Annotated in this window: 12 protein-coding genes; 9 read left to right on the forward strand and 3 right to left on the reverse strand. The window is 57.2% G+C overall.

All coding sequences use genetic code 11. The features are described from left to right. Positions 1-42: 42 nt before the first annotated feature. Positions 43-2,991, reverse strand: coding sequence for a bifunctional [glutamate--ammonia ligase]-adenylyl-L-tyrosine phosphorylase/[glutamate--ammonia-ligase] adenylyltransferase (gene glnE, locus AACY26_RS17575; protein WP_339515891.1), 2,949 nt, complete (start codon positions 2,989-2,991; stop codon positions 43-45). A 265-nt stretch (positions 2,992-3,256) separates the two neighbouring features. Between glnE and aceE the strand changes: the two genes are divergently transcribed. Continuing rightward, positions 3,257-5,902 (forward strand): pyruvate dehydrogenase (acetyl-transferring), homodimeric type, encoded by a 2,646-nt coding sequence (gene aceE / locus AACY26_RS17580; RefSeq protein ID WP_339515892.1) that lies wholly within the window; start codon positions 3,257-3,259, stop codon positions 5,900-5,902. 11 nt (positions 5,903-5,913) lie between these two features. After that, positions 5,914-7,851 carry a dihydrolipoyllysine-residue acetyltransferase gene (gene aceF, locus AACY26_RS17585; protein ID WP_339515894.1) on the forward strand — a complete coding sequence of 646 codons (1,938 nt, stop codon included), beginning with the start codon at positions 5,914-5,916 and terminating at the stop codon, positions 7,849-7,851. Between the two features lie 86 nt (positions 7,852-7,937). On the opposite strand, the gene AACY26_RS17590 is transcribed toward aceF, so the two are convergent. Continuing rightward, positions 7,938-8,468 (reverse strand): hypothetical protein, encoded by a 531-nt coding sequence (locus AACY26_RS17590; RefSeq protein WP_339515896.1) that lies wholly within the window; start codon positions 8,466-8,468, stop codon positions 7,938-7,940. Between the two features lie 78 nt (positions 8,469-8,546). On the opposite strand from AACY26_RS17590, the gene AACY26_RS17595 reads away from it, so the two are divergent. Both AACY26_RS17595 and msrA read left to right on the forward strand, forming a co-directional pair. Beyond that, entirely contained in the window at positions 8,547-11,210 is a 2,664-nt protein-coding gene (locus tag AACY26_RS17595; RefSeq protein ID WP_339515898.1) for a putative bifunctional diguanylate cyclase/phosphodiesterase, read from the forward strand. Positions 11,211-11,342: 132 nt separating this feature from the next. Further along, complete coding sequence (gene msrA / locus AACY26_RS17600; protein ID WP_339515899.1) at positions 11,343-11,990, forward strand: peptide-methionine (S)-S-oxide reductase MsrA; 648 nt, start codon at positions 11,343-11,345, stop codon at positions 11,988-11,990. A gap of 58 nt (positions 11,991-12,048) precedes the next feature. On the opposite strand, the gene AACY26_RS17605 is transcribed toward msrA, so the two are convergent. Further along, complete coding sequence (locus AACY26_RS17605; RefSeq protein WP_339515900.1) at positions 12,049-12,897, reverse strand: 23S rRNA (adenine(2030)-N(6))-methyltransferase RlmJ; 849 nt, start codon at positions 12,895-12,897, stop codon at positions 12,049-12,051. Between the two features lie 180 nt (positions 12,898-13,077). Here AACY26_RS17605 and AACY26_RS17610 point away from each other — a divergent pair, with 180 nt between their 5' ends. From AACY26_RS17610 to selO, 5 genes are all read left to right on the forward strand, one after another. Then, positions 13,078-14,244 carry a YbfB/YjiJ family MFS transporter gene (locus AACY26_RS17610; protein ID WP_445261332.1) on the forward strand — a complete coding sequence of 389 codons (1,167 nt, stop codon included), beginning with the start codon at positions 13,078-13,080 and terminating at the stop codon, positions 14,242-14,244. Between the two features lie 146 nt (positions 14,245-14,390). Then, on the forward strand, positions 14,391-16,193 hold the full coding sequence (locus tag AACY26_RS17615) for an acyl-CoA dehydrogenase (RefSeq protein ID WP_339515902.1): 1,803 nt from the start codon (positions 14,391-14,393) through the stop codon (positions 16,191-16,193). A 223-nt stretch (positions 16,194-16,416) separates the two neighbouring features. Further along, the gene (locus tag AACY26_RS17620) at positions 16,417-18,162 is read left to right on the forward strand and encodes a potassium/proton antiporter (protein ID WP_339515904.1); all 1,746 of its coding nucleotides are present in this window, start codon (positions 16,417-16,419) and stop codon (positions 18,160-18,162) included. A gap of 33 nt (positions 18,163-18,195) precedes the next feature. After that, the gene (mscK, locus tag AACY26_RS17625; RefSeq protein ID WP_339515906.1) at positions 18,196-21,594 is read left to right on the forward strand and encodes a mechanosensitive channel MscK; all 3,399 of its coding nucleotides are present in this window, start codon (positions 18,196-18,198) and stop codon (positions 21,592-21,594) included. A gap of 77 nt (positions 21,595-21,671) precedes the next feature. Then, positions 21,672-23,132: a protein adenylyltransferase SelO gene (selO, locus tag AACY26_RS17630; protein ID WP_339515908.1), complete on the forward strand. Its 1,461-nt coding sequence runs from the start codon at positions 21,672-21,674 to the stop codon at positions 23,130-23,132. Positions 23,133-23,146 lie beyond the last annotated feature (14 nt).

Raw genomic sequence — 23,146 nt, forward strand, 5'->3', positions numbered from 1 at the left:
ACACCAGCCCAGAGCGCTTCGCGCTGCACAGCCGAGCTAAATTCAGGTTAAACCCAGTACCTGCCAGATTCGCAGGACGCTGCGTCTTTGTTCATGAAACTGATCACCGCTGACCACCCCTGGCTGCTTCTGCAGCGCCTGACGGTGAGCGGCTGAACGGTAAGCCTTGTAGACATCCTGCAACAACAGAACATCTTCTCCAGCCAGGGCGCCAACCTGCTCCAATCCCTCTAATATGCGGATATTGTCGGTAAATTCAAGGAGTTCAGGGTGTTCATGCGACCAGGCAAGGGCCGCGTATTGCACCATAAATTCAATATCGACGATACCTCCAGCATCCTGCTTGAGGTCAAACACCGAATCCGCACTGAAGGCACTTTCAGCCGTTCCGGCTGCTGTTTTCCGGGTTCCAAGGTTGTCGCGCATCTTTGCACGCATCTCGCTGACCTCTGCGCGCAGCTTGTCCAGATCACGCTTGCGCCCCAAAACAGACGCCCTGACCCGCTCAAACTCTGTCGCCACCAGCTTACAGCCCACCAGCATACGGGCGCGCACCAGCGCTTGATGTTCCCATGTCCAGGCTTCGTTTTCCTGATAGCGCTCAAAGGCACCGAGCGAACTGACCAACAGGCCGGATGCACCCGATGGGCGCAGGCGCATATCCACCTCGTAAAGCTGGCCCGAGTTGGTCTGGGTGGTCAATAAATGAATAATGCGCTGGCCCAGGCGGGTGAAGAACTGCGCAGTATCGATCGACTTGGGACCATCGGTCTCAGCCTGCGGATCGCCGTCGTGGATAAACACCAGGTCAAGGTCCGAGGTATGGCCCATTTCAATCCCGCCGACCTTGCCGTAACCGACAATAATGAAGCCCGGATCACAATCGCTGCCATCCACACGCTTGGGCGTGCCGTATTTGGCACAGGTGTGGCGCCATGACAAGGCCAGCACCTGGTCAAGAATCGCCTCGGCCAGCCAGGTCAAATAGTCACTGACCTTCATCAGCGGCAAGGTTCCGGTAATTTCAGAGGCCGCAACCCGCAAGCGATGGGCCAGCTTAAAGTGGCGCAAGGCTTCCATCTGCTGCTCGAGATCATCCTCCGGTATCCGCGCCAGCCGCTCACGCAGCTCGGCCGCGAGCTCAGGCGCCAAAGGCGGGTTGAATAGTCGCCCCTCGTTCAGTAATTCATCAAGCAGCAGCGGGAAACGGGTGATCTGCTCGGCAATCCAGGGGCTGCCCGCACAGAGGTTAAGCAACCGTTCAAGCGCACCCGGGTTTTCAGTGAGCAACACCAAATAGGCCGAGCGCCGCGCCACGGCCTCGATCAGCGGCAGCACCCGCTCCATTACCAAGTCAGGGTCGTCGTGCTCAACCGCCTGGGCCAGCAGCCTGGGAATAAAGGCATCCAGGCGCTCGCGCCCCAAGCGCTGCATGGCGCGCACCTGATTACCCGTGCGCAAATCAACCAAGCGTCGCCACGCCGCCTGGGCATCACTGAAGCCAGCATCCGCCAGTTGCCGACAGGCCGACTCCTCGTCCTGAACGTCATCCCACAGCGGCATCCATTCACAACCGACCACTTCATCGGAGTCGGCTGCATTCTCATCTTCATCGGGGTCAGCGATAACCTGACGAAAGTGCCAGTCGACCCGACCCCGCCAATACATCAACTGCTGGTGGAATGCATCCCAGTCGTCGAAACCCAACATCAGCGCCACCCGCTGCTTGTCCTGCTGATTGTCGGGCAGCATCTGCGTCTGCCGGTCATCAATCGCTTGCAACGCATGCTCGGTGTAGCGCAGAAACTCGTAACCCTGACGCAGTTCGTCGGTTACTGCGCCAGGCAGATAACCTTGGCCTTCAAGGGTAGAAAGCACCTTCAGCAGCGGCCGCTGCTGCAAGCTCAGGTCACGCCCGCCATGAATCAACTGGAACGCCTGGGCGATAAACTCGACCTCACGGATACCGCCGGAACCGAGCTTGATATTGGCCGCCATGCCTTTGCGGCGCACTTCCTGCTGGATCAACTGCTTCATATTGCGCAGCGCTTCGATCGCCGAAAAATCCAGGTAGCGCCGGTAGACAAAGGGGCGCAGCATTTCCAGCAGCTCGGCGCCCTTGGCCTGGTCACCACCGACCACCCGCGCCTTGATCATCGCGTAGCGTTCCCAGTCACGCCCCTGATCCTGGTAATACTGTTCCAGCGCATTGAAGCTGAACACCAGCGAACCCGAAGATCCGTACGGACGCAGGCGCATGTCGGTGCGAAACACAAAACCATCGACCGTGATGACATCCAAGGCCTTGATCAAGCGCTGCCCCAGGCGAATAAAGAACTCCTGATTATCCAGCGGCCGCTTGACCCCTTCTGTCTCGCCGCCTTCGGGATAGCCAAAGATCAGGTCGATATCAGAAGACAAATTAAGCTCATGGGCGCCGAGCTTGCCCATGCCAAGGATGACAATGTGCTGCGTCTCGCCCGTTCGTCGCCCGACTGGCGTGCCGAACTGCTCGCAGTGGCGCGGGTACAACCAATGGTAGGCAAGGTCGATGCTTGAATCGGCCAGATCAGAAAGGTCGCGACAGGTTTCACGCAAATCCGCCAGGCGATTGATATCACGCCAGATGATGCGCACCTGCTGACGATTGCGAAAACGCCGCAAGCTGCTCGACATGCCCTCTTCGTCACTGCACTGATCAAGCTCGGCAGCCAGTTGGCCGCGCAGCTCACCGGGCGCAAGGGTGCGTTGCAACTCGCCACTGGCTTGCAGATCAAGCAACATCTGCGGATCACGCAAAGACTGCTGCAGCACAAAGTCACTGCACGCACAGACACGTTGCAGCGCCTCCTGGTGTTCTGCTGGCCAGTTGTCGAACCGGGCACGGGCATCGGCCGACAGCTCGCTCATGGCACTACACAGCGATTGCTTCGCACTGTTTGCCAGGGCTTGCAAGGTAGCGGGTAAAGCGACCAGCATGGGCAGGCTCATGGTCTATCCTTTTTGACAGGTTGCAATCATGTGGAAAGGCTAAACCCTTGATTTAGAGCGCTTTACACAGGCTGCAACCAAATAATTTGTAGTTTAGCTACTAAAGATTGTATCCAAAGTGCTGAAATAAACGTCCAAATGTAGTAAAACTACACGGCGCCGGTCCTACCTCCGGTACATCCAAGAATTTTAAATGGCCAGTTTACAAAACCGGCTGTGAATCCTGGCCTCCGATTCTGGAAGCCTTTCCGCCCTGGAGCAAGCCATGCAAGACCTCGATCCCGTCGAAACCCAGGAATGGCTGGACGCACTTGAGTCTGTACTCGACAAAGAAGGCGAAGACCGCGCTCACTACCTGATGACTCGCCTAGGCGAACTGGCCACCCGCAGCGGTGCCCAACTGCCTTACGCAATCACTACGCCCTATCGCAATACTATCCCGGTAACCCACGAAGCACGCATGCCTGGCGACCTGTTCATGGAACGCCGCATTCGCTCGCTGGTACGCTGGAACGCAATGGCGATGGTGATGCGCACCAACTTGTTCGACCCCGACCTGGGCGGCCACATTTCCAGCTTCGCCTCCAGTGCGACCCTGTATGACATCGGTTTCAACTACTTCTTCCAAGCCCCGACTGAAGAGCACGGCGGCGACCTGATTTACTTCCAGGGCCATGTCGCACCCGGCATCTACGCCCGCGCATTCATGGAAGGCCGGATCAGCGAAGAGCAAATGGTCAACTTCCGCCAGGAAGTCGACGGCAAGGGCTTATCCTCATACCCGCACCCTTGGTTGATGCCTGATTTCTGGCAGTTCCCTACTGTATCGATGGGCCTCGGTCCGATCCAGGCGATCTACCAGGCACGTTTCATGAAGTACCTCGAAGATCGCGGCTTTATCCCTGCAGGTAAGCAGAAAGTCTGGTGTTTCCTGGGTGACGGCGAATGTGACGAGCCGGAATCGCTCGGCGCCATCTCCCTGGCTGGCCGCGAGAAGCTCGACAACCTGATCTTTGTCATCAACTGCAACCTGCAGCGCCTCGACGGCCCGGTTCGCGGCAACGGCAAGATCATCCAGGAACTCGAAGGCGTATTCCGTGGCGCCCAGTGGAATGTGAACAAAGTGGTTTGGGGCCGTTTCTGGGACCCACTGCTGGCCAAGGACACCGACGGCATTCTGCAGCGCCGTATGGATGAAGTGATCGACGGTGAATACCAGAACTACAAGGCCAAAGACGGCGCCTTCGTTCGCGAGCACTTCTTCAACTCCCCAGAACTCAAGGCGATGGTCGCAGACCTCTCCGACGACGAGATCTGGAAGCTCAACCGTGGCGGCCACGACCCGTACAAGGTGTATGCCGCGTACCATGATGCAGTCAACCACAAAGGTCAGCCGACCGTGGTTCTGGCCAAGACCATCAAAGGTTACGGCACCGGCGCAGGCGAAGCGAAAAACACAGCGCACAACACCAAGAAAGTGGATGTTGATAGCCTGAAGAAATTCCGCGATCGCTTTGACATCCCAGTCAATGACGACCAGCTTGAGAACCTGCCGTTCTTCAAACCAGAAGAAGGCAGCGCCGAAGCCAAGTACCTGCACAAGCGTCGCGAAGCACTGGGCGGTTTCGTGCCTCAGCGTCGCGCCAACAGCTTCAATATCCCAACGCCACCACTGGATACGCTCAAAGCGATCCTTGATGGCTCGGGCGACCGTGAAATCTCCACCACCATGGCTTTCGTGCGGATTCTCGCGCAACTGGTCAAGGACAAAGAGCTCGGCCAGCGCATCGTTCCGATCATCCCGGACGAAGCCCGCACCTTCGGTATGGAAGGCATGTTCCGTCAGCTTGGTATCTACTCATCTGTAGGCCAACTGTACGAGCCGGTCGATAAAGACCAGGTGATGTTCTACCGCGAAGACAAGAAAGGCCAGATTCTCGAAGAAGGCATCAACGAAGCCGGCGCAATGTCTTCGTTCATCGCCGCGGGCACCAGCTACAGCTGCCACAACCAGCCAATGCTGCCGTTCTATATCTTCTACTCGATGTTTGGCTTCCAGCGTATTGGCGACCTGGCCTGGGCCGCAGGCGACAGCCGCACCCGTGGCTTCCTGATCGGCGGTACAGCGGGACGCACCACGCTGAACGGTGAAGGCTTGCAGCACGAAGATGGCCACAGCCACATCATGGCGGCGACCATTCCGAACTGCCGCACCTTCGACCCAACCTACGGCTACGAGCTGGCGGTGATCATTCGTGAAGGCACGCGCCTGATGATGGAAGAGCAGCAGAACATCTTCTATTACATCACCGTGATGAACGAAGCCTACCAGCAGCCAGCCATGCCAGAAGGTGCCGAAGAAGGCATCATCAAAGGCATGTACCTGCTTGAAGAAGACACCAAGGAAGCCGCCCACCACGTGCAGCTTCTCGGTTCCGGCACCATCTTGCGTGAGGTGCGTGAAGCGGCGAAGATCCTGCGTGACGAGTTCAACGTCGGCTCTGACGTGTGGAGCGTTACCAGCTTCAACGAACTGCGCCGCGACGGCCTGGCTGTTGAGCGTCGCAACCGCCTGCACCCAGAACAGAAACCAGAGCAGACTTACGTCGAGCAGTGCCTGACTGGCCGTAAAGGCCCGGTTATCGCCAGCACCGACTACATGAAGCTGTTTGCTGACCAGATTCGCCAGTGGGTTCCAAGCAAAGAGTACAAAGTCCTGGGCACTGACGGTTTTGGCCGCAGTGACAGCCGCAAGAAGCTGCGTCACTTCTTCGAAGTTGACCGTCACTTCGTCGTGCTGGCCGCGCTTGAAGCCTTGGCTGATCGCGGTGATATCGAACCTAAAGTGGTGGCTGAAGCCATCGCCAAGTTCGGCATCAACCCAGAAAAACTCAACCCACTGGACTGCTAAGGAGCGAAACGATGAGTGAATTGATTCGCGTACCCGACATCGGCAGTGGTGAGGGTGAAGTAATTGAGTTGTTCGTTAAGGTCGGCGACACCATTGAAGCCGAACAAAGCCTGCTGACCCTTGAGTCTGACAAAGCCAGCATGGAGATCCCGGCGCCTAAAGCCGGGGTCGTCAAAAGCATCAAGGTCAAGCTCGGCGACACCTTGAAAGAAGGTGACGAACTGCTTGAGCTTGAGGTTGAAGGCGAAAGCGCAGCCGCCGAGCCTGAGAAAAAAACTGAGCCTGAAGCTGAGAAAGCCCAGGCGCCAAAAGCTGAAGCAGCCCCAGCGCCAGCCGCGCAAAGCAGCTCAAGTATCGAAGAAGTGCGCATTCCGGACACCGGTTCAGATGCCAAGGGCAAGATCATTGAGATCTTCGTCAAGGCTGGCGACACCATCGAAGTTGATCAATCCTTGATCACCCTCGAATCGGACAAGGCCAGCTTTGAAGTCCCTTCGCCCTCTGCTGGCGTGGTTGAAAGCGTCGAAGTCAAACTTGACGACGAGGCCGGCACTGGCGACCTGATACTCAAGCTCAAGGTTGCAGGCTCCGCCCCAGCAGCCAAAGAGCAGCCTGCAGCCGCGCCCGCCAAGGAAGCGCCAACTGCAGCTGCGGCACCGACACCGGCCAAGGGCGCTTCGATTGAAGAAGTGCGCATCCCGGATACCGGTTCGGACGCCAAAGGCAAAGTCATTGAGCTGTTCGTCAAGGCTGGCGACACCATCGAAGTTGATCAGTCCCTGCTCACCCTTGAGTCAGACAAAGCCAGCTTTGAAGTGCCTTCGCCATCTGCTGGCGTGGTTGAAAGCGTCGAGATCAAGCTGGACGACGAAGCCGGTACTGGCGACCTGATCCTCAAGCTCAAGGTTGCTGGCAGCGCACCTGCCGAAGCCGCACCTGCCCAGGCGCCAGCCAAAGCAGAGGCAGCGCCTCAAGCACCGGAAAAAGCTGCAGCTCCGGCTGCCGCAGCCAGTTCGGCCCCAGTGACCAGCGGCAAGGTTCACGCCGGTCCTGCTGTTCGCCAACTGGCGCGCGAGTTTGGTGTTGACCTGGCAGATGTGCCGGGCAGCGGTCCGAAAGGCCGAATCCTCAAGGAAGACGTGCAGGTATACGTCAAATCCATGATGAACAAGGCCAAGCAAGCACCAGCAGCCGCTGGGGCAACGGGCGGCGCTGGCATTCCTCCGGTTCCGGCAATCGACTTCAGCAAGTTCGGTGAAATCGAAGAAGTGGCGATGACTCGCCTGATGCAGATTGGCGCCGCCAACCTGCACCGCAGTTGGTTGAACGTGCCACACGTGACTCAATTCGACTCGGCCGACATCACCGAGCTGGAAGCCTTCCGTGTTGCGCAGAAAGCAGTTGCCGAGAAAGCCGGGGTCAAACTGACCGTGCTGCCATTGCTGCTCAAGGCCTGCGCCTTCCTGCTCAAGGAAATGCCTGACTTCTGCAGCTCGCTGGCGCCTAGCGGCAAAGCCTTCATCCGCAAGAAGTACGTGCACATTGGCTTCGCCGTGGATACCCCGGATGGCTTGCTCGTTCCGGTTATCCGTGACGTCGACAAGAAGAGCCTGCTGCAATTGGCGGCTGAAGCGGCTGAACTGGCGGATAAAGCGCGCAACAAAAAGCTTTCTCCAGATGCCATGCAAGGCGCCTGTTTCACCATCTCCAGCCTTGGCCACATTGGCGGCACCGGCTTCACGCCGATCGTCAACGCGCCTGAAGTTGCGATCCTTGGTGTCAGCAAGGCGACCATCCAGCCGGTTTGGGATGGCAAGGCCTTCCAGCCAAAACTGATGCTACCGCTGTCGCTGTCCTACGATCACCGTGTAATCAACGGCGCTTCTGCGGCGCGCTTTACCAAGCGTTTGGGCGATGTTTTGGGCGATATCCGCACCATGCTCCTGTAACGACTTAGCAATACGTTTCGAGCACGCCACGCTCGCATCCTCAACCCCGCCATTGGCGGGGTTTTTTATCCTGCTGCGCTGGTGCGTCAACCTTTTTGCACATTGCGAATCAAAAAGCTCATGGCTTTGGCCAGTTCTGCCGCGCCAGTGTGATCGCGCACTATGGTGATCATGGCGCTGCCGCTGTGCGGATTATTCAGGGTGCAGCTGATCCCGCTCGTCGGGCAGTCGTAGCGGATATAAGGATCAACCCCAAACACATCGATACGCTGATTGCGCACGGCGATATCAGTGCTGCTTTCACCACGGCTTTCCTCACGCAATAGCAACTCGCTCTTGGCGCTGAGCGCAACGCTGTATATGAGGTCGCGGCGATCGGCCTGGCCGACCTGGTAACCGGCGCGCAGGGCATAGGTCATGAGCAATTTATTGACATGGGCAAGCAGCGCTTTGCGCTCGTCCTGGGTGTTGTAGAGACGCTTTATCTCATGCAGGTAATTGGCTTGCTCAGGACTGCTCAAGCCCGCGGCTGGGTCGGCCGATACAGTGGATGTAGAAACCAAACCGCTGCTGATCAATAAGGCAAAAATTAGTTTTCTTGTCAGTCGCATTTGCATAATGCACCCTTACTTGACGCTATAGTGAATTGGGCAGACTTTCTCGCCCTGCGCAGCATACTGGAAGCAAGCCATTTAATGAGAAGCCATCCCACCGCCGCCAACCAACTGGCGGCCGAGGTTGTGACGCAGTTGCCAGTACCATCACGACTGGGCATGCTGCGTTTCGAACGGATGAATGAGGCCAGTTGGGCCTTGCTGTTTCTTGACCCTTCTTGTGAGCGTCAACTGGGCATTGCTGCGAGCGATTTATGTGCCCTGGTCGAATCACCCTATGCCAGCCTGATGGAGCCAGAAGCGCGCCACTCACTGCACGACCAGATCCAGCAGCAACTGAGCCAGCAACCCCACTATCTCGTGAATTACACCCTGCATACGCCACTGGGCGCGCTTAACCTCATTGAAATGGGCGAGGCGTTCAAGCAGCGTGGGCATAATCTGCTGCGCGGCTACCTGCTGGTAACTGCAACACGCCAACCGGAGCTGACAGCAGGCGTTCAACCAGGCCCCGCCCATGCGTTGCCAGAACAACTCATGCCGCAGATCGAGGATCCGCTACAACAGAAAAAGCGTACCCTTGCCCAGCAAAAGCTGATCCTGCGCCTGGCCAGCCACATCTACCAGGAAGACGCGCTACAGGATGCAGCCAGGCTGATTACCCAGGCGGCGTGCGAAACCTATGCACTCAAGCGCGCATCCATTTGGCTGGTCAATGGGGAATATTTGCAGTCGGTGACTGTGTATCAGGCTGACACCCAGCAACATCATCAAGAAACGCACCTGAGCCTCAAGCTCTTCTCGAACTACATGAACTTCATGCGTGCAGGGCGCTCGCTGCATATCGAGGATGCACTCAATGATCCGCGAACCATTGAGCTGCAGCACTACCTGAAGCCGCTGAATATTGGCGCCCTGCTGGACGCAGGCATTCGTGTGGACGGTGAAGTCGTGGGCCTTCTGTGCCTCGAACACCTTGGTGGGCCGCGCCAGTGGAAATCCGACGAGATCGCCTTCTGCGGCGAACTGGCTGACCAGTATGCCCAGGTGTTGTCCAACCAGGAACGACGCACGGCGACCCAAGCGCTCTACCTGTTTCAGCGTGCGGTCGAGCAAAGCGCCAGCGCATTTATATTGCTCAACCGCGATGGCCTTGTTGAGTACGTGAACCCGAGCTTTACCGCGATCACCCTGTACAGCGCTGAAGAGGTACAAGGCCGGCTTATTTCCGAGTTACCGGCGCTGGAGAACCTGAGCGAATTGTTATTCAGCAGCCAGTCGGGCCTATCGGGTCATAATAGCTGGCAAGGTGAATTCAAGAGCCGGCGCAAAAACCTCGAGCCCTACTGGAGCCAGCTGTCGATCTCCAAGGTCCATGCCGATGACGGCGCGCTGACCCACTACATCGGCATCTACGAAGACATCACCGAAAGCAAGAGCGCATTGCAGCGCATTGAACGCCTGGCCTTTCGCGATAACCTGACTGGCCTTGGCAATCGCTATTCCTTTATCCGCGCCCTGGAAAAACGCTTTGCGGTGCCCGACAAGACGGGTATCAGCCTGTTGTTGGTGGACATCGACAACTTCAAGCGGATCAACGACAGCCTGGGTCACCAAACCGGCGACAAACTCCTGTCCAGCCTGGCCAAGCGCCTGCGCAACACCCTGAGCCCAGCGGCGATCCTGGCGCGCTTTGCCAGCAATGAATTTGCCATCTTGCTTGATAAGCACGACCTTGATGCAGGGCAAGCCGTGGCCGCGCAGGTTCTGCAAACCTTGGACAAACCACTGTTTGTCGATAACCAACTGATCAGCATTACCGGCTCAATCGGGCTGGCCTGCGCCCCCGCCCATGGCACGGACCCACAAATACTGACCAAGCACGCCGGGCTGGCGCTGCATAAGGCCAAGGCCAACGGCAAGCACCAGGTCTGCGTGTTCACCGAGGCACTGAATGCCGAGGCCGACCATAAGCTGTTTGTCGAGAACAACTTGCGCCGCGCCCTGACGCAGAATGAACTTGAAGTGTTCTATCAACCCAAGCTGTGCCTCAAAACCGGCTCACTGGTGGGTATTGAGGCGCTGTTACGCTGGAACCATCCACAAAAAGGCATGATCAGCCCGGACCACTTCATTGGCGTTGCCGAAGAAACGGGACTGATCATCCCCATTGGCAAATGGGTATTGCGCCAAGCCTGCCGGATGAGCGTGCAACTTGCGGCCGTGGGCATGGGCGCCATTCAGGTCGCGATCAACGTCTCGCCCAAGCAATTTACCGATCCAGACCTGGTCGGCGCGATTCGAACCATTATCGAGGAAGAGCAGCTCCCGCCTGAGCGAGTGGAGCTTGAGCTGACAGAAAGCCTGCTGCTGGAGGCGACCAGCGACACCCGCAGCCAACTGATCAACCTGAAGAACCTCGGCTTGAGTCTGGCCATGGATGACTTCGGCACAGGCTATTCGTCGCTTAGCTATCTGAAAAAATTCCCGATCGATGTGATCAAGATCGACCGCAGTTTTATCAAGGACATCCCGGAGAATCAGGACGACATGGAGATCACCTCGGCGGTGATCGCCATGGCCCACAACCTGAAAATCAAAGTGGTCGCCGAAGGCATTGAAACCAGTGCCCAGCTGAAATTCCTGCGTCGCCAGCACTGCGATATTGGCCAGGGTTTTCTGTTCGACAAGGCAATCGCCGGGCGTAACCTGATTGATAGCCTCAAGCGCTATATTCGCAACTGAATCGGCAGAAGGCTCCGCTTAGGGGCCCTCTGAAATTATTGGCCAATGCTCAATACGGGCTGGCCGATTTTGTAACGTCGTCGCACAATGGCGGTCTACCAGTACATGAAAATGATGTTGAGGAAATGGCTCATGGCTCTGCGTTCGCAAATCCTTGTTAACAAACTAGAACTCCCTACGGCCGAGCAGGCATTGCCGGGCCGTGATGTGCCGATGACCGTTCCAGACGCTCACTTCGTCAATGGCAACCCACTCAAGGGCCCATTCCCGCAAGGCCTGGAAACCGCAGTGTTCGGCCTGGGCTGCTTCTGGGGGGCGGAGCGCCGCTTCTGGCAACAGCCTGGCGTTTGGAGCACCGCAGTCGGTTACGCTGGCGGAATCACCCCCAATCCGACCTACGAAGAAACCTGCTCTGGCTTGACCGGGCATGCTGAAGTCGTATTGGTGGTCTTTGACCCTAAAATCACCAGCTTTGAAGCCTTGCTCAAGGTTTTCTGGGAAGCGCATAACCCGACCCAAGGCATGCGCCAGGGCAACGACCAAGGCAGCCAATATCGCTCAGCGATTTACTGCAACAGCGATGAGCAACTGGCCAAAGCACTTCAAAGCCAGGAAATGTTCCAGGCTGAACTGGACAAGGCCGGCTTGGGCAGCATCACCACTGAAATCGCTAAAGCCGGTGATTTCTATTATGCCGAAGCCTATCACCAGCAATACCTGGCAAAAAATCCAAGCGGCTACTGCGGCTTGGGCGGAACCGGCGTGTGCCTGCCCGCGTAATTTAGCCGCTGCAAGCAGGCGACCTCGTTTCGACCAGGTCGCCTTTTTTATGGATGACTCAACCCGAGGCTTTTTCTTCGATCAGCCAGTCCATGCGCCAGCCACCTTGTGTCAAACCCAGCCGCTCGGCCATCCAAGGCAGCAATTGCTTGAGCTCATCCTCAAGGCCCCACGGCGGATTACTGATCACCAACCCAGAACCATTCAAGCGCAGCGACTCATCGGTTGGGTGCACATAGAGCTCAACGCGCAGCAGCTTGGGTGCGCCGCTTTTTTCCAGGTCGCGATAAAACTTGCGCAGTTGACGCAAATCCTTGATTGGATACCAGATCGCAACTATTGCCTGACGCATGCGGGCAATCGCATCGCTGAGTGACTCGACACAGCGATCCAACTCATCGTCTTGCTCAAAGGGGGGATCAATCAGCATCAGCATGCGTTTTTCCTGGGTCGGCAACAACGCACGGGGCACATGCCAGCCCTCACCCAGGTGCACAGCCACACGCCGATCACCTTTCATGTTGTCCTTGAGCAGACGCCCGTCTTCGGGGTGCTTTTCATTGAGCTGCAAGCGGTCCTGCTCGCGGGAAAGCATGCGCGCCAACTCTGGCGAGCCTGGGTAGTGACGCAACTCACCTTCAGGATTCATTGCACGAATCACCTCCAGGTAGTCAGCGAACTGTTCAGGCACCTCTTCGGCCTGCCAAATCTTGGCGATCCCCTCAAACCACTCACCTGTGCGTGATGCCTGATCCCCGCGCAGGTCATACAAGCCCACACCCGCATGACTGTCGAGATAGGCAAATGGTGCCTCCTTTCGCGACAACAGGGCAATTATCCGGCATAAAACCAGGTGTTTCAGGACGTCGGCGTGGTTGCCGGCGTGGTAGGCGTGACGGTAATTCATGGCAATAGGCTCCTCGAAGCCCTACAGTTTAACTGCTTGGATAATTTTCGCAGTCGTTGTTTATTCGCAAGCTTGCACCATGCTTTACAATTGCCTGCCCGGCGCACCTGCCGTTAACTCCTGCCTACAACCGCTATCAGGATTGCAGGCAGTCAACCATTAAGCCTTTGCATGAATTCTCTGCCGCAGCGCCACGTGATTTTGGCCCTACTCGCTGGCGCAAGCGCGCTGGTAGTCGTCCATGGGTTGGGCCGCTTTGCCTACACGCCACTGCTGCCTTACCTGATCAGCGATGGCTTGCTGACGCTTGAGCAAGGCGCCAGAGTCGCGACCTGGAATTATATCGGCTACCTGATCGGCGCCTTGCTCGCGCTGGTCCTGCATGCGCCTGCACGCATGCGCATTGCCTTGCCCTTGGCGTTGCTGATCAATGCCCTGCTGACGCTGGCGCAAGTCTATGCAACGTCGGTAGAGAGCCTGACTTGGTTGCGCCTGGCCAACGGCATCAGTAATGGCGTGGTGTTTGTCCAAGCCCCGGCGCTGGTCCTTGAGTGGCTCGCACAGCACCAGCGCACCCGTCTCAGTGGCTTGATCTACCTGGGCCTGGGCGGTGGCTTGCTGCTTTCAAGCGCGACCGTTACCTGGCCGGCCAATTGGCTGAGTGGTGCGGACCGCTGGTGGCCAATGGCAATATTGAGCCTGCCGCTGGCGCTGTTGAGCATTGGCTTACTGAGTCGCCTGAAACTGCATGCGCCTGCGGTAAAGGCCCAACAGCATGCTCGGTCCAGCTTGTTTGACCGAGCGAGCACGCCGCTGTTTCTTGCCTATACCGGCGCGGGGCTGGGCTACATCTTGCCCATGACGTTTTTACCCTCGCTGGCCAAGGATCAACTGACGCCGGGTGATCCGCTGATCAACGGGGCCTGGTTATGGACGGCCAGTGCCAGCCTCATCTCGATTGCCTTGTGGAATAGCCTGGGCGCACGCATTGGCGATCGCCGAGCCCTGCTGTGCAACTACGCCGCGCAAGGGCTCGGTGCCGCAGCGCCAATGCTCTGGCCTGGCTCTGTGGGCATTATGCTGTGCGCCGTATTGGTCGGCGGGGGCTTTATCGGCACTGTGTTCCTGACTCAGCGCCTGGCCCGCCAGCTTCACCCGCACCAAGGCCCGCGCCTGTCTGCCGCGCTAATTGCCCTGTATGGCGCGAGCCAGTTGCTTGGCCCCTGGCTGGCAGAACAAGCCTTGCAAATGGGCGCCACGCTCACTCAATGCTTTGCCATTGGTGCTACGGCGCTGTTCTGGGGCCTGTGCTGGACATTTATGATTCCGAGCCGCCAAACAGCCTGAGCAAAGGCCAAGACGGCAATCTCACAAGGCACGGGTTGCCATATGAATGCAAAATCAAGCATGTAGAGCTTTATCACGCCGATGGATAATACTGGGCAGCCCCGCGACGCCTGCCTAGACTCGGCGCGACTAACAGGAGGCCTATCATGTCCGAGACTCTGCTTAACGCCCGCAATCTTGCATTCGAACTCTACGAAGTGCTCGATGCTGAGGCATTGACCCAACGCGAGCGCTTTGCCGAGCACAGCCGTGAAACCTTCGACGCGGCAATCGATACGGCCCGCAGCATCGCAGAAAACCTGTTTGCTCCGCACAACCGCAAGAATGATGAGAATGAACCTGAATACGTCGATGGCGCGGCCAAGCTGATACCGGAAATCAAACCGGCCGTCGACGCCTTCCTTGAAGCTGGATTTCTCAACGCTACTCGCGAATTTGACGTCGGCGGCATGCAGTTGCCCAACCTGTTATCCCAAGCCTGCTTTGCCCACTTCCAATCTGCAAACATCGCCACATCGTCCTATGCGATGCTGACCATGGGTGCTGCCAACCTGATTGAAGCCTTCGGCGACGAAGCGCAAAAACAACGCTTTCTAGCCCCCATGATCGAAGGGCGCTTTTTCGGCACCATGGCCTTGACCGAGCCCCATGCAGGTTCCTCGCTTTCAGACATTCGCACCCGTGCCGAACCGGCCGCGGATGGAAGCTACCGGCTCAAGGGCAACAAGATCTTTATTTCTGGCGGCGATCATCCTTTATCCGAAAACATCGTGCACATGGTGCTGGCCAAGCTGCCCGATGCGCCGCCTGGCGTCAAAGGCATTTCACTGTTTATCGTGCCCAAGTTTCTGGTTAACGACGACGGCTCGCTCGGCAAGCGCAATGATGTCTTGCTGGCCGGTTTGTTCCACAAGATGGGCTGGCGCGGCACCACTTCAACTGCGCTCAACTTCGGCGATAATGGCGAGTGTGTCGGCTATTTGGTGGGTAAACCGCACCATGGCCTGAGCTATATGTTCCAAATGATGAATGAGGCGCGGATTGGCGTCGGCATGGGCGCGGTCATGCTCGGCTATGCGGGGTATCTGTACTCACTGGACTATGCCCGGCAACGTCCGCAAGGCCGTCTGCCAGATGGCAAGGACCCTGCCTCATCCCAGGTTGCAATCATTGAACACGCAGACGTTCGCCGCATGCTATTGACCCAAAAGGCCTACGTTGAGGGCGCTTTCGATCTGGGGTTGTACGCTGCCCGTCTGTTCGATGATACCCAGACACTGGAAACCGAAGAGCAACGCAGCGCGGCTCTGGAATTACTGGACTTGCTGACGCCGATTGTTAAGTCGTGGCCATCGCAGTATTGCCTCAAGGCCAACGAGCTGGCGATCCAGATCCTCGGCGGCCACGGTTACACCCGCGAATATCCGGTGGAGCAGTATTACCGCGACAATCGCCTCAATCCGATTCACGAAGGCACCCACGGCATTCAGTCTCTCGACTTGCTCGGCCGCAAGGTGTCGATGAATAAAGGTGCGGCGCTAAAGCAGCTGGTCAAGCTGATCGAGCAATGTTGCGAGCGCGCCAGCGCTTACCAGTCGCTGAACAACCTACGCGCGCCGCTTGAGCAGTTGCTGGCCAGGCTGTCCAAGGTCACCCTGGCGCTGCTCGGCGACCTGATGACCGGCAAGGTCAACCAGGGCCTGGCAAATTCGGCCCTGTACCTGAACGTATTTGGCCACGCGGTCATCGGCTGGCGATGGCTTGAGCAGGCCATCCGCGCCGAGCAAGGATTGGCAAAAGGTAATAGTGCCGACCAAGACTTCTATCAAGGCAAGCTGCAAGCCGCCCGCTACTTCCTCACATGGGAAGTGCCGAGTTGCCAGCACGAGCTGGACATACTCGAAAACCGCGACGACACCTGCCTGAACATGCAAGACAACTGGTTCTGACCCTCACCCCTTGTGCATGCAATGTGCGCAAGGGGGATCTTTCCTTCGCCACGCTTGTCACAGATGCCTGCGAGCGCCTCGCCAACCCAGGCAAACAGCCCGCTTGCACCTTTGTATATATAACGCCATGTGTTTTTTTAACCACGCGACAAACTCACAGGTTATTATCTATGGCACGTGCCATGCATAGGCGCCCAGCCAGTCGATAAAGGAGAGTGCCGCTTTGGATGCCAGTACCATCAACAGTTTGTTCTTGATCGGTGCATTGCTGGTAGCCATGAGCATCCTGGTGAGTGCGTTTGGCTCGCGTTTCGGCATCCCGATTCTGGTGATATTCCTCGGCGTAGGCATGCTTGCGGGCGTCGACGGTCCTGGCGGCATCGGTTTCTCCAATTACCCGTTGGCCTATCTGGTCGGCAACCTTGCGCTGGCCATTATTTTGCTTGATGGCGGGATGCGCACCCGGGTTTCAAGCTTTCGTGTAGCCCTCTGGCCATCACTTTCGATGGCCACGGTCGGCGTCATGATTACCGCTGGGCTAACCGGCGTCGCAGCTGCATGGCTATTCAACCTGAGCTGGATGGAAGGTCTGCTTATTGGTGCGATTGTCGGCTCAACCGACGCCGCCGCCGTATTCAGCCTGCTGGGAGGGCGTGGCCTGAACGAACGGGTAAGCTCAACCCTGGAGATTGAATCAGGCAGTAACGACCCGATGGCGGTGTTCCTGACTGTGACCCTGATTTCCATGCTGCAAGCAGGGCAAACCGGCTTCAGTTGGGATCTGCTGATCCACCTTGGCCTGCAGTTTGGCTTGGGTGCATTTCTCGGTCTGGTCGGCGGCTGGTTGCTGTTGAGTCTGGTCAATCGCATCACTCTGGCCAATGGCCTGTATCCGCTGCTCGTGGTCAGTGGCGGCCTGATCATCTTTGCCATCACCAACGCCTTGGGCGGCAGTGGCATCCTTGCGGTCTACCTCTGCGGCCTATTGCTCGGCAACAAGGCTATCCGCTCGCGCCATGGCATCCTGCACATGCTCGACGGCCTGACATGGCTCGCGCAAATCGGCATGTTCTTGGTTCTGGGCTTGTTGGTAACTCCGCACGAACTGCTGAAAATCGCCCTCCCCGCACTAGGCTTGGCGTTGTGGATGATTCTCATCGCGCGACCACTTTCGGTCTACCTTGGATTGTTGCCCTTCCACGCCTTCCATGACCGGGAGCGTGCATTTATTGCATGGGTCGGCCTGCGCGGCGCGGTACCTATCATTCTGGCCGTGTTCCCACTGATGGCCGGGCTTGAGAATGCCCAACTGTTTTTCAACGTGGCGTTCTTTATCGTCATCGTCTCGCTGCTGCTCCAGGGCACCAGCTTGCCTCTCGCGGCCAAGTTCCTTCGGGTCACGGTTCCACCTGAGCCAGCGCCATTCTCACGCTCAGGCCTGGAGATTTACCCAACCAGCCAGTGGGAACTGTTCGTCTATCGGTTAGGCGCCGAAAAATGGTGCATCGGCTCACCTATACGTGACTTGAAAATGCCAGAGGGCACTCGGGTTGCGGCACTTTTCCGCGGCAATGAATTACTCCATCCGTCGGGCAGCACCACGCTGGACGCCGGCGATCTACTCTGCGTGATCGGCCACGCATATGACCTGGAAGCACTCGGCAAGCTGTTCAGCCAAGCTCCGAAACGCGGCCAGGATCTTCGCTTCTTCGGCGACTTTGTCCTCGAAGGCGATGCCGAGGTTGGCGCAGTTGCAGCGCTTTACGGCCTCAAGCTGAATGATGTCGAGGGCGATATGCTGCTCGGACGCTTCATCGCTCATGAAATCGGTGGTGAACCAGTTATTGGCGACCAGGTCGAATGGCAAGGTTTAACCTGGACAGTCGCCGCTATGGAAGGCAACAAAATCCGCAAGGTTGGCGTTAAATTTCCCGAAGGCAGCCGCCCCGGCCCCGGTCTATTCCTCTAAACTCATTTAATTTCGAGCCGCCCGTACGCGACCATGCCCTCATTCCGTTATTTTATCGCCGTCACCTTCATCAGCCTTCTGCTGGGCAGCTCCCTGGCACTTGCCGCTACGCCGCCATCCTATGACGACGTGCAAAGCCAACTGTCTTCGCTGGCCGACAGCAAGCTGCCCGAAGGGGAACAAACGCAGTTAAAACAAACCCTTGAGAAAACCCTCAGCCTGTTGCGCCTCAAAGAACAAAGCGAGAAGAGCCTTGAGGATCTCAACAAGCAACTGGACGCAGCGCCTCGTTTGATAGGCGAGGCCCAGCGCGAGCTAACACGCCTCAAGGCCAGCCAACCGACGCCGGTTGCCGATCGTTATGCCAACAGAAAGGTGTCGGAGCTTGAGCAAATGCTCAGTGACCGCAACAACCAGCTCAGCGATTGGCAAAAGCAAATCATTGACGCCAACAGCCTGATCATCACCTCCCAGACACGCCCCGAGCGCGCACAGGCGGAGATCAGCAGCATCCAGACTCGTACCCGCGAAATCAGCGAAGCGCTCAAGGCAGGCAAGCTGGCCGGTGCACCACTGACCAGTGAAATCCGTGACCAGCTCAACGCCGAGTTGGCCCAATTGGAGGCACAGACCAAGCTGCGCCGCCAAGAGCTGAGTGGCAACAGCCTGTTGCAAGACTTGGGCACCAGCCAGCGAGCCCTGCTGGATGAACGCATCAAGCGTCTTGAACTAGAACTGATCAACCTCCAGCAACTGATCAACCAAAAACGGCGCGAACAGTCCGAGATGACTGTTGCCGAGCAATCCCAAAGCGCCGAAAAACTGGGCAATAGTGGGTTGTTAAGCCGCGAAAGTGCGCTGAACGTCAAATACTCCGATTATTTGCTCAAGGCCACTAACCGCCTCAACCAAGTCACCCAGAAAAACCTGCAAACCAAGCAACAGCTGGATGCACTGACCCAAAGCGACCAAGCGCTGGATCAACAGATCAGCGTGCTGCAGGGCAGTATCTTATTGTCGAAAATCCTCTACCAGCAAAAGCAAGCCCTGCCGCAGCTGGATATCGATAAAAACTTGTCCGATGAAATTGCCGACATTCGTCTCTACCAGTTTGAGCTCAACCAACAACGAGAGCTGGCAAGTAATCCTGAAGCCTATATCGACAACCTGTTGAAAGCCCAGCCCGAAGATGAGGTCAGTCCGGAACTGCGCAGGTCCCTACAGAGCATCATCCAGAGCCGCCGTGAATTGCTTGACCGGGTAAGCACTGAACTGGGGGCGCTGCTCAATGAGTCAATTACCCTGCAGCTCACCCAAAAACAGCTGCAAAGCACTGCCAAGGCGTTGAGTGAAACACTTGACGAACAGATGTTCTGGATACCCAGCAATAAACCTCTCAATCTGGACTGGTTTAAAAGTGTCCCGGCCAAGCTCAAGCGCCAGATGGCTGAAATGCCTTGGCTATCGAGCACCCGGGACTTCGGCGCCGGCTTGATCGGCGCCCCTTTGCTGTTCTTGCCGCTACTGTTACTGATCGCTTTGCTGTTATGGCGTCGTAATGCAATTACGCGCAAGCTTTCAGCCATTCACCTGGATATTGGCCACTACAAAAACGATAACCAGCTGCATACGCCAATGGCGATCTTGCTGAATATCCTGCTGGCATTGCCGGGAGGGCTATTCCTGACGCTCTGTGGCTTTGCCCTGCAAATAGACGCGCGCGGACAAAACGCCAGCATCAGCTCAGCATTCTTTAGCATGGCGCAAGCCTGGATGGTGCTGTACACCTGCTACCGAATCTTGTCGCCAAGCGGCGTCGCTGAACTGCATTTCCGCTGGTCGCGGCCGCATGTCGCTTACTTGCGCCGCTATATTCGCTACTTGGGCCTGGTAATTCTTACACTTGTAGCCGTGGTGGCCATTGCCGGGCATCAACCCGCAGAACTCGCAGATGATGTGCTGGGCATCGCCACGTCCGTAACCTGCTATGCACTAATCGCCTGGCTGCTAAGTCGTGTCCTGTTGACCGGTCCGACCCGTGAGAACAGCTCACTGTTCCGAACCGTCATAGCTTGTGCGATCTGCATCTTACCGCTGGCACTGATCGTGATGGTCGCCATGGGCTACTTCTACACCGCGATCAAGCTCACCGACCGCCTGCTCTTTACCCTCGGCCTGATGATGATCGGCTTGATCGTCGAAGCGACCTTCGTTCGCGGTCTTTCGGTTGCGGCTCGTCGCCTTGCTTACCAACGAGCAATCGCAAAACGCCAAGCGGCCCAAGCCGCCGAAGAGTCCGACAGCGGCGAGGTTGTGACCGAAGAGCCAACCCTGGATATCGATCAAGTTAACCAGCAATCCCTAAGGTTGGTGCGCCTGGCCTTGCTGGGCGTATTTATCAGCCTGCTCTGGTTGATCTGGGCGGACCTGATTTCAGTGTTTTCCTACCTTGATAACGTCACGCTCTATGAATATGTCAGCGGCACCGGGGCGATGGCCAGCATGGTGCCAATCAGCCTCAGTGACGTACTCGGCGCATTGGTGATCATTGGTATTACCATCGCCTTGGGGCGCAACCTGCCCGGCCTGCTTGAAGTATTGGTGCTGTCGCGCATGAAGCTCGCCCAAGGCAGCTCATACGCAACCACAACCCTGCTGTCCTACGCCATCGTCGCCATAGGTACGGTGACGACCCTCTCGACCCTCGGCGTGAGCTGGGACAAGTTGCAGTGGCTGGTTGCAGCGCTATCGGTAGGCCTGGGTTTTGGCTTGCAGGAAATTTTCGCCAACTTTATTTCCGGCCTGATCATCCTGTTCGAGCGCCCGGTGCGCATCGGCGATGTTGTGACCATCGGCAACCTCTCCGGTACGGTGAGCAAAATCCGCATTCGGGCAACGACAATTACCGACTTTGATCGTAAAGAAATCATTGTGCCGAACAAAACCTTCGTCACCGACCAACTGGTCAACTGGTCGCTCAACGACACCATTACCCGCATCACCATCATGATCGGCCTGGCCTATGAGTCAGACCTTGAGCTTGCGCGCAAACTGATGATGCAGGCAGCCATGGAAAACCCGCGCGTACTGCGTGACCCCGAGCCGCTGCTGTTTTTCCTGACGATTGGCGCAAGCACCTTCAACTATGAACTGCGGGTGCATGTGCGTGACCTTGGCGACCGTAATGCCGCGACAGACGAACTGCTGACCCGCATCGCCATGAGCTTTCGCGAGCACAACATCGAAATGGCGTTCAATCAATTGGATGTGATGGTCAAGAACCTCAACGGCGCCGAGCTGAACCTGAAGACCACCAGCCCGATCGTGGTACAGAACAGCCCCCAGGCCGAGCCAGAGGTAGAGCCCGAGATAGAAGATAAAACTCAGGTGACACTGACCAAATCGACGCCACCTGCGGTCGACCCGAACTAAACATCGCGTTATTGTGGTTTTTCAATTCGACGGCTGAGCTCACCTCTCAGCCGTTTTTGCTTGGCCGGAGTAGCGCCTTGAAACAACTTAACGAGCTGACTTTTGACAATCGCTTTGCACGCCTGGGGGATGCATTTTCAACCCATGTGTTGCCCGAGCCAATTGCCGAGCCACGCTTAGTCGTCGCCAGCCAATCAGCCATGGCGCTGCTGGACCTGGACCCGGAAGAGGCCAACACTGAGGTTTTCGCGCAGATATTTGCCGGCCACAAGCTTTGGAGTGATGCCGAGCCACGGGCGATGGTCTACTCCGGCCATCAGTTTGGCGGCTACACCCCACGCTTGGGTGATGGCCGTGGCCTGCTGCTCGGCGAAGTGGTCAATCAAGCTGGCGAGCACTGGGACCTGCACCTCAAAGGCGCCGGTGCCACACCCTACTCGCGCATGGGCGATGGCCGTGCCGTACTGCGCAGCTCAATCCGCGAATTTCTTGCCAGCGAACACTTGCATGCGCTGGGTATCGCCAGCTCACGCGCACTCTGCGTGACTGGTTCTAGCACACCGGTCTGGCGCGAAAAGCAAGAAACCGCGGCCATGGTCCTGCGCCTTGCCCAGAGCCACATTCGCTTCGGCCACTTCGAGTACTTCTATTACACCCAGCAACATAAGTTGCTGGAGCAACTGGCTGAGCATGTGCTGCACAACCACTTCGAGGCATGCTTGCAAGAGCAGGCCCCCTACTCGGCGATGTTCCGCCAGATCGTTGAGCGCACGGCTGAAATGATTGCCTACTGGCAAGCCTATGGCTTTTGTCACGGCGTTATGAACACCGACAACATGTCGATCCTGGGCATCACCTTCGACTACGGCCCTTACGCCTTTCTCGACGACTTTGATGCCAAGCACATCTGTAATCACTCCGACGATACCGGCCGCTATAGCTTTAGCAACCAAGTTCCCATCGCACAGTGGAACCTTGCGGCACTCGGCCAGGCGCTAACACCACTGGTTAGTGTCGATGAACTGCGCACCAGCCTCGATCTATTTCTACCGCTGTATCAAAGCCACTATCTGGATCTGATGCGTCGTCGTTTAGGCTTTACCAGCGCCGAGGACGACGACCAAGCCTTGGTCCAGGAGCTTCTGCAATTGATGCAGAACAGTGCCATTGACTACAGCCTGTTCTTCCGCGAGCTGGGTGAAAGTGAACCACAGGCTGCCCTGGCACGCCTGCGCGATGACTTCACTGATTTAGCCGGGTTCGATGCCTGGAGCCAGCGATATATGGATCGCGATCCATTACAGGGTCAAACACAACAACAGCGGCGCGAACGCATGCACGGGGTCAACCCCAAGTTCATCCTGCGCAATTATCTGGCCCAGCAAGCCATCGAGGCTGCGGAAAAAGGCGATTACAGCGTCGTGCGTGAGCTGCACCAAGTGCTCAGCCAACCCTTTGCCGAACAACCGGGCAAAGAACGTTTTGCCCAGCGCCCGCCAGATTGGGGCAAGCACCTGGAGATCAGTTGCTCGTCTTGAACCAAGGCGCCAGC

Source organism: Pseudomonas sp. RL_15y_Pfl2_60 (assembly GCF_963970595.1).
Classification (GTDB): Bacteria; Pseudomonadota; Gammaproteobacteria; order Pseudomonadales; family Pseudomonadaceae; genus Aquipseudomonas.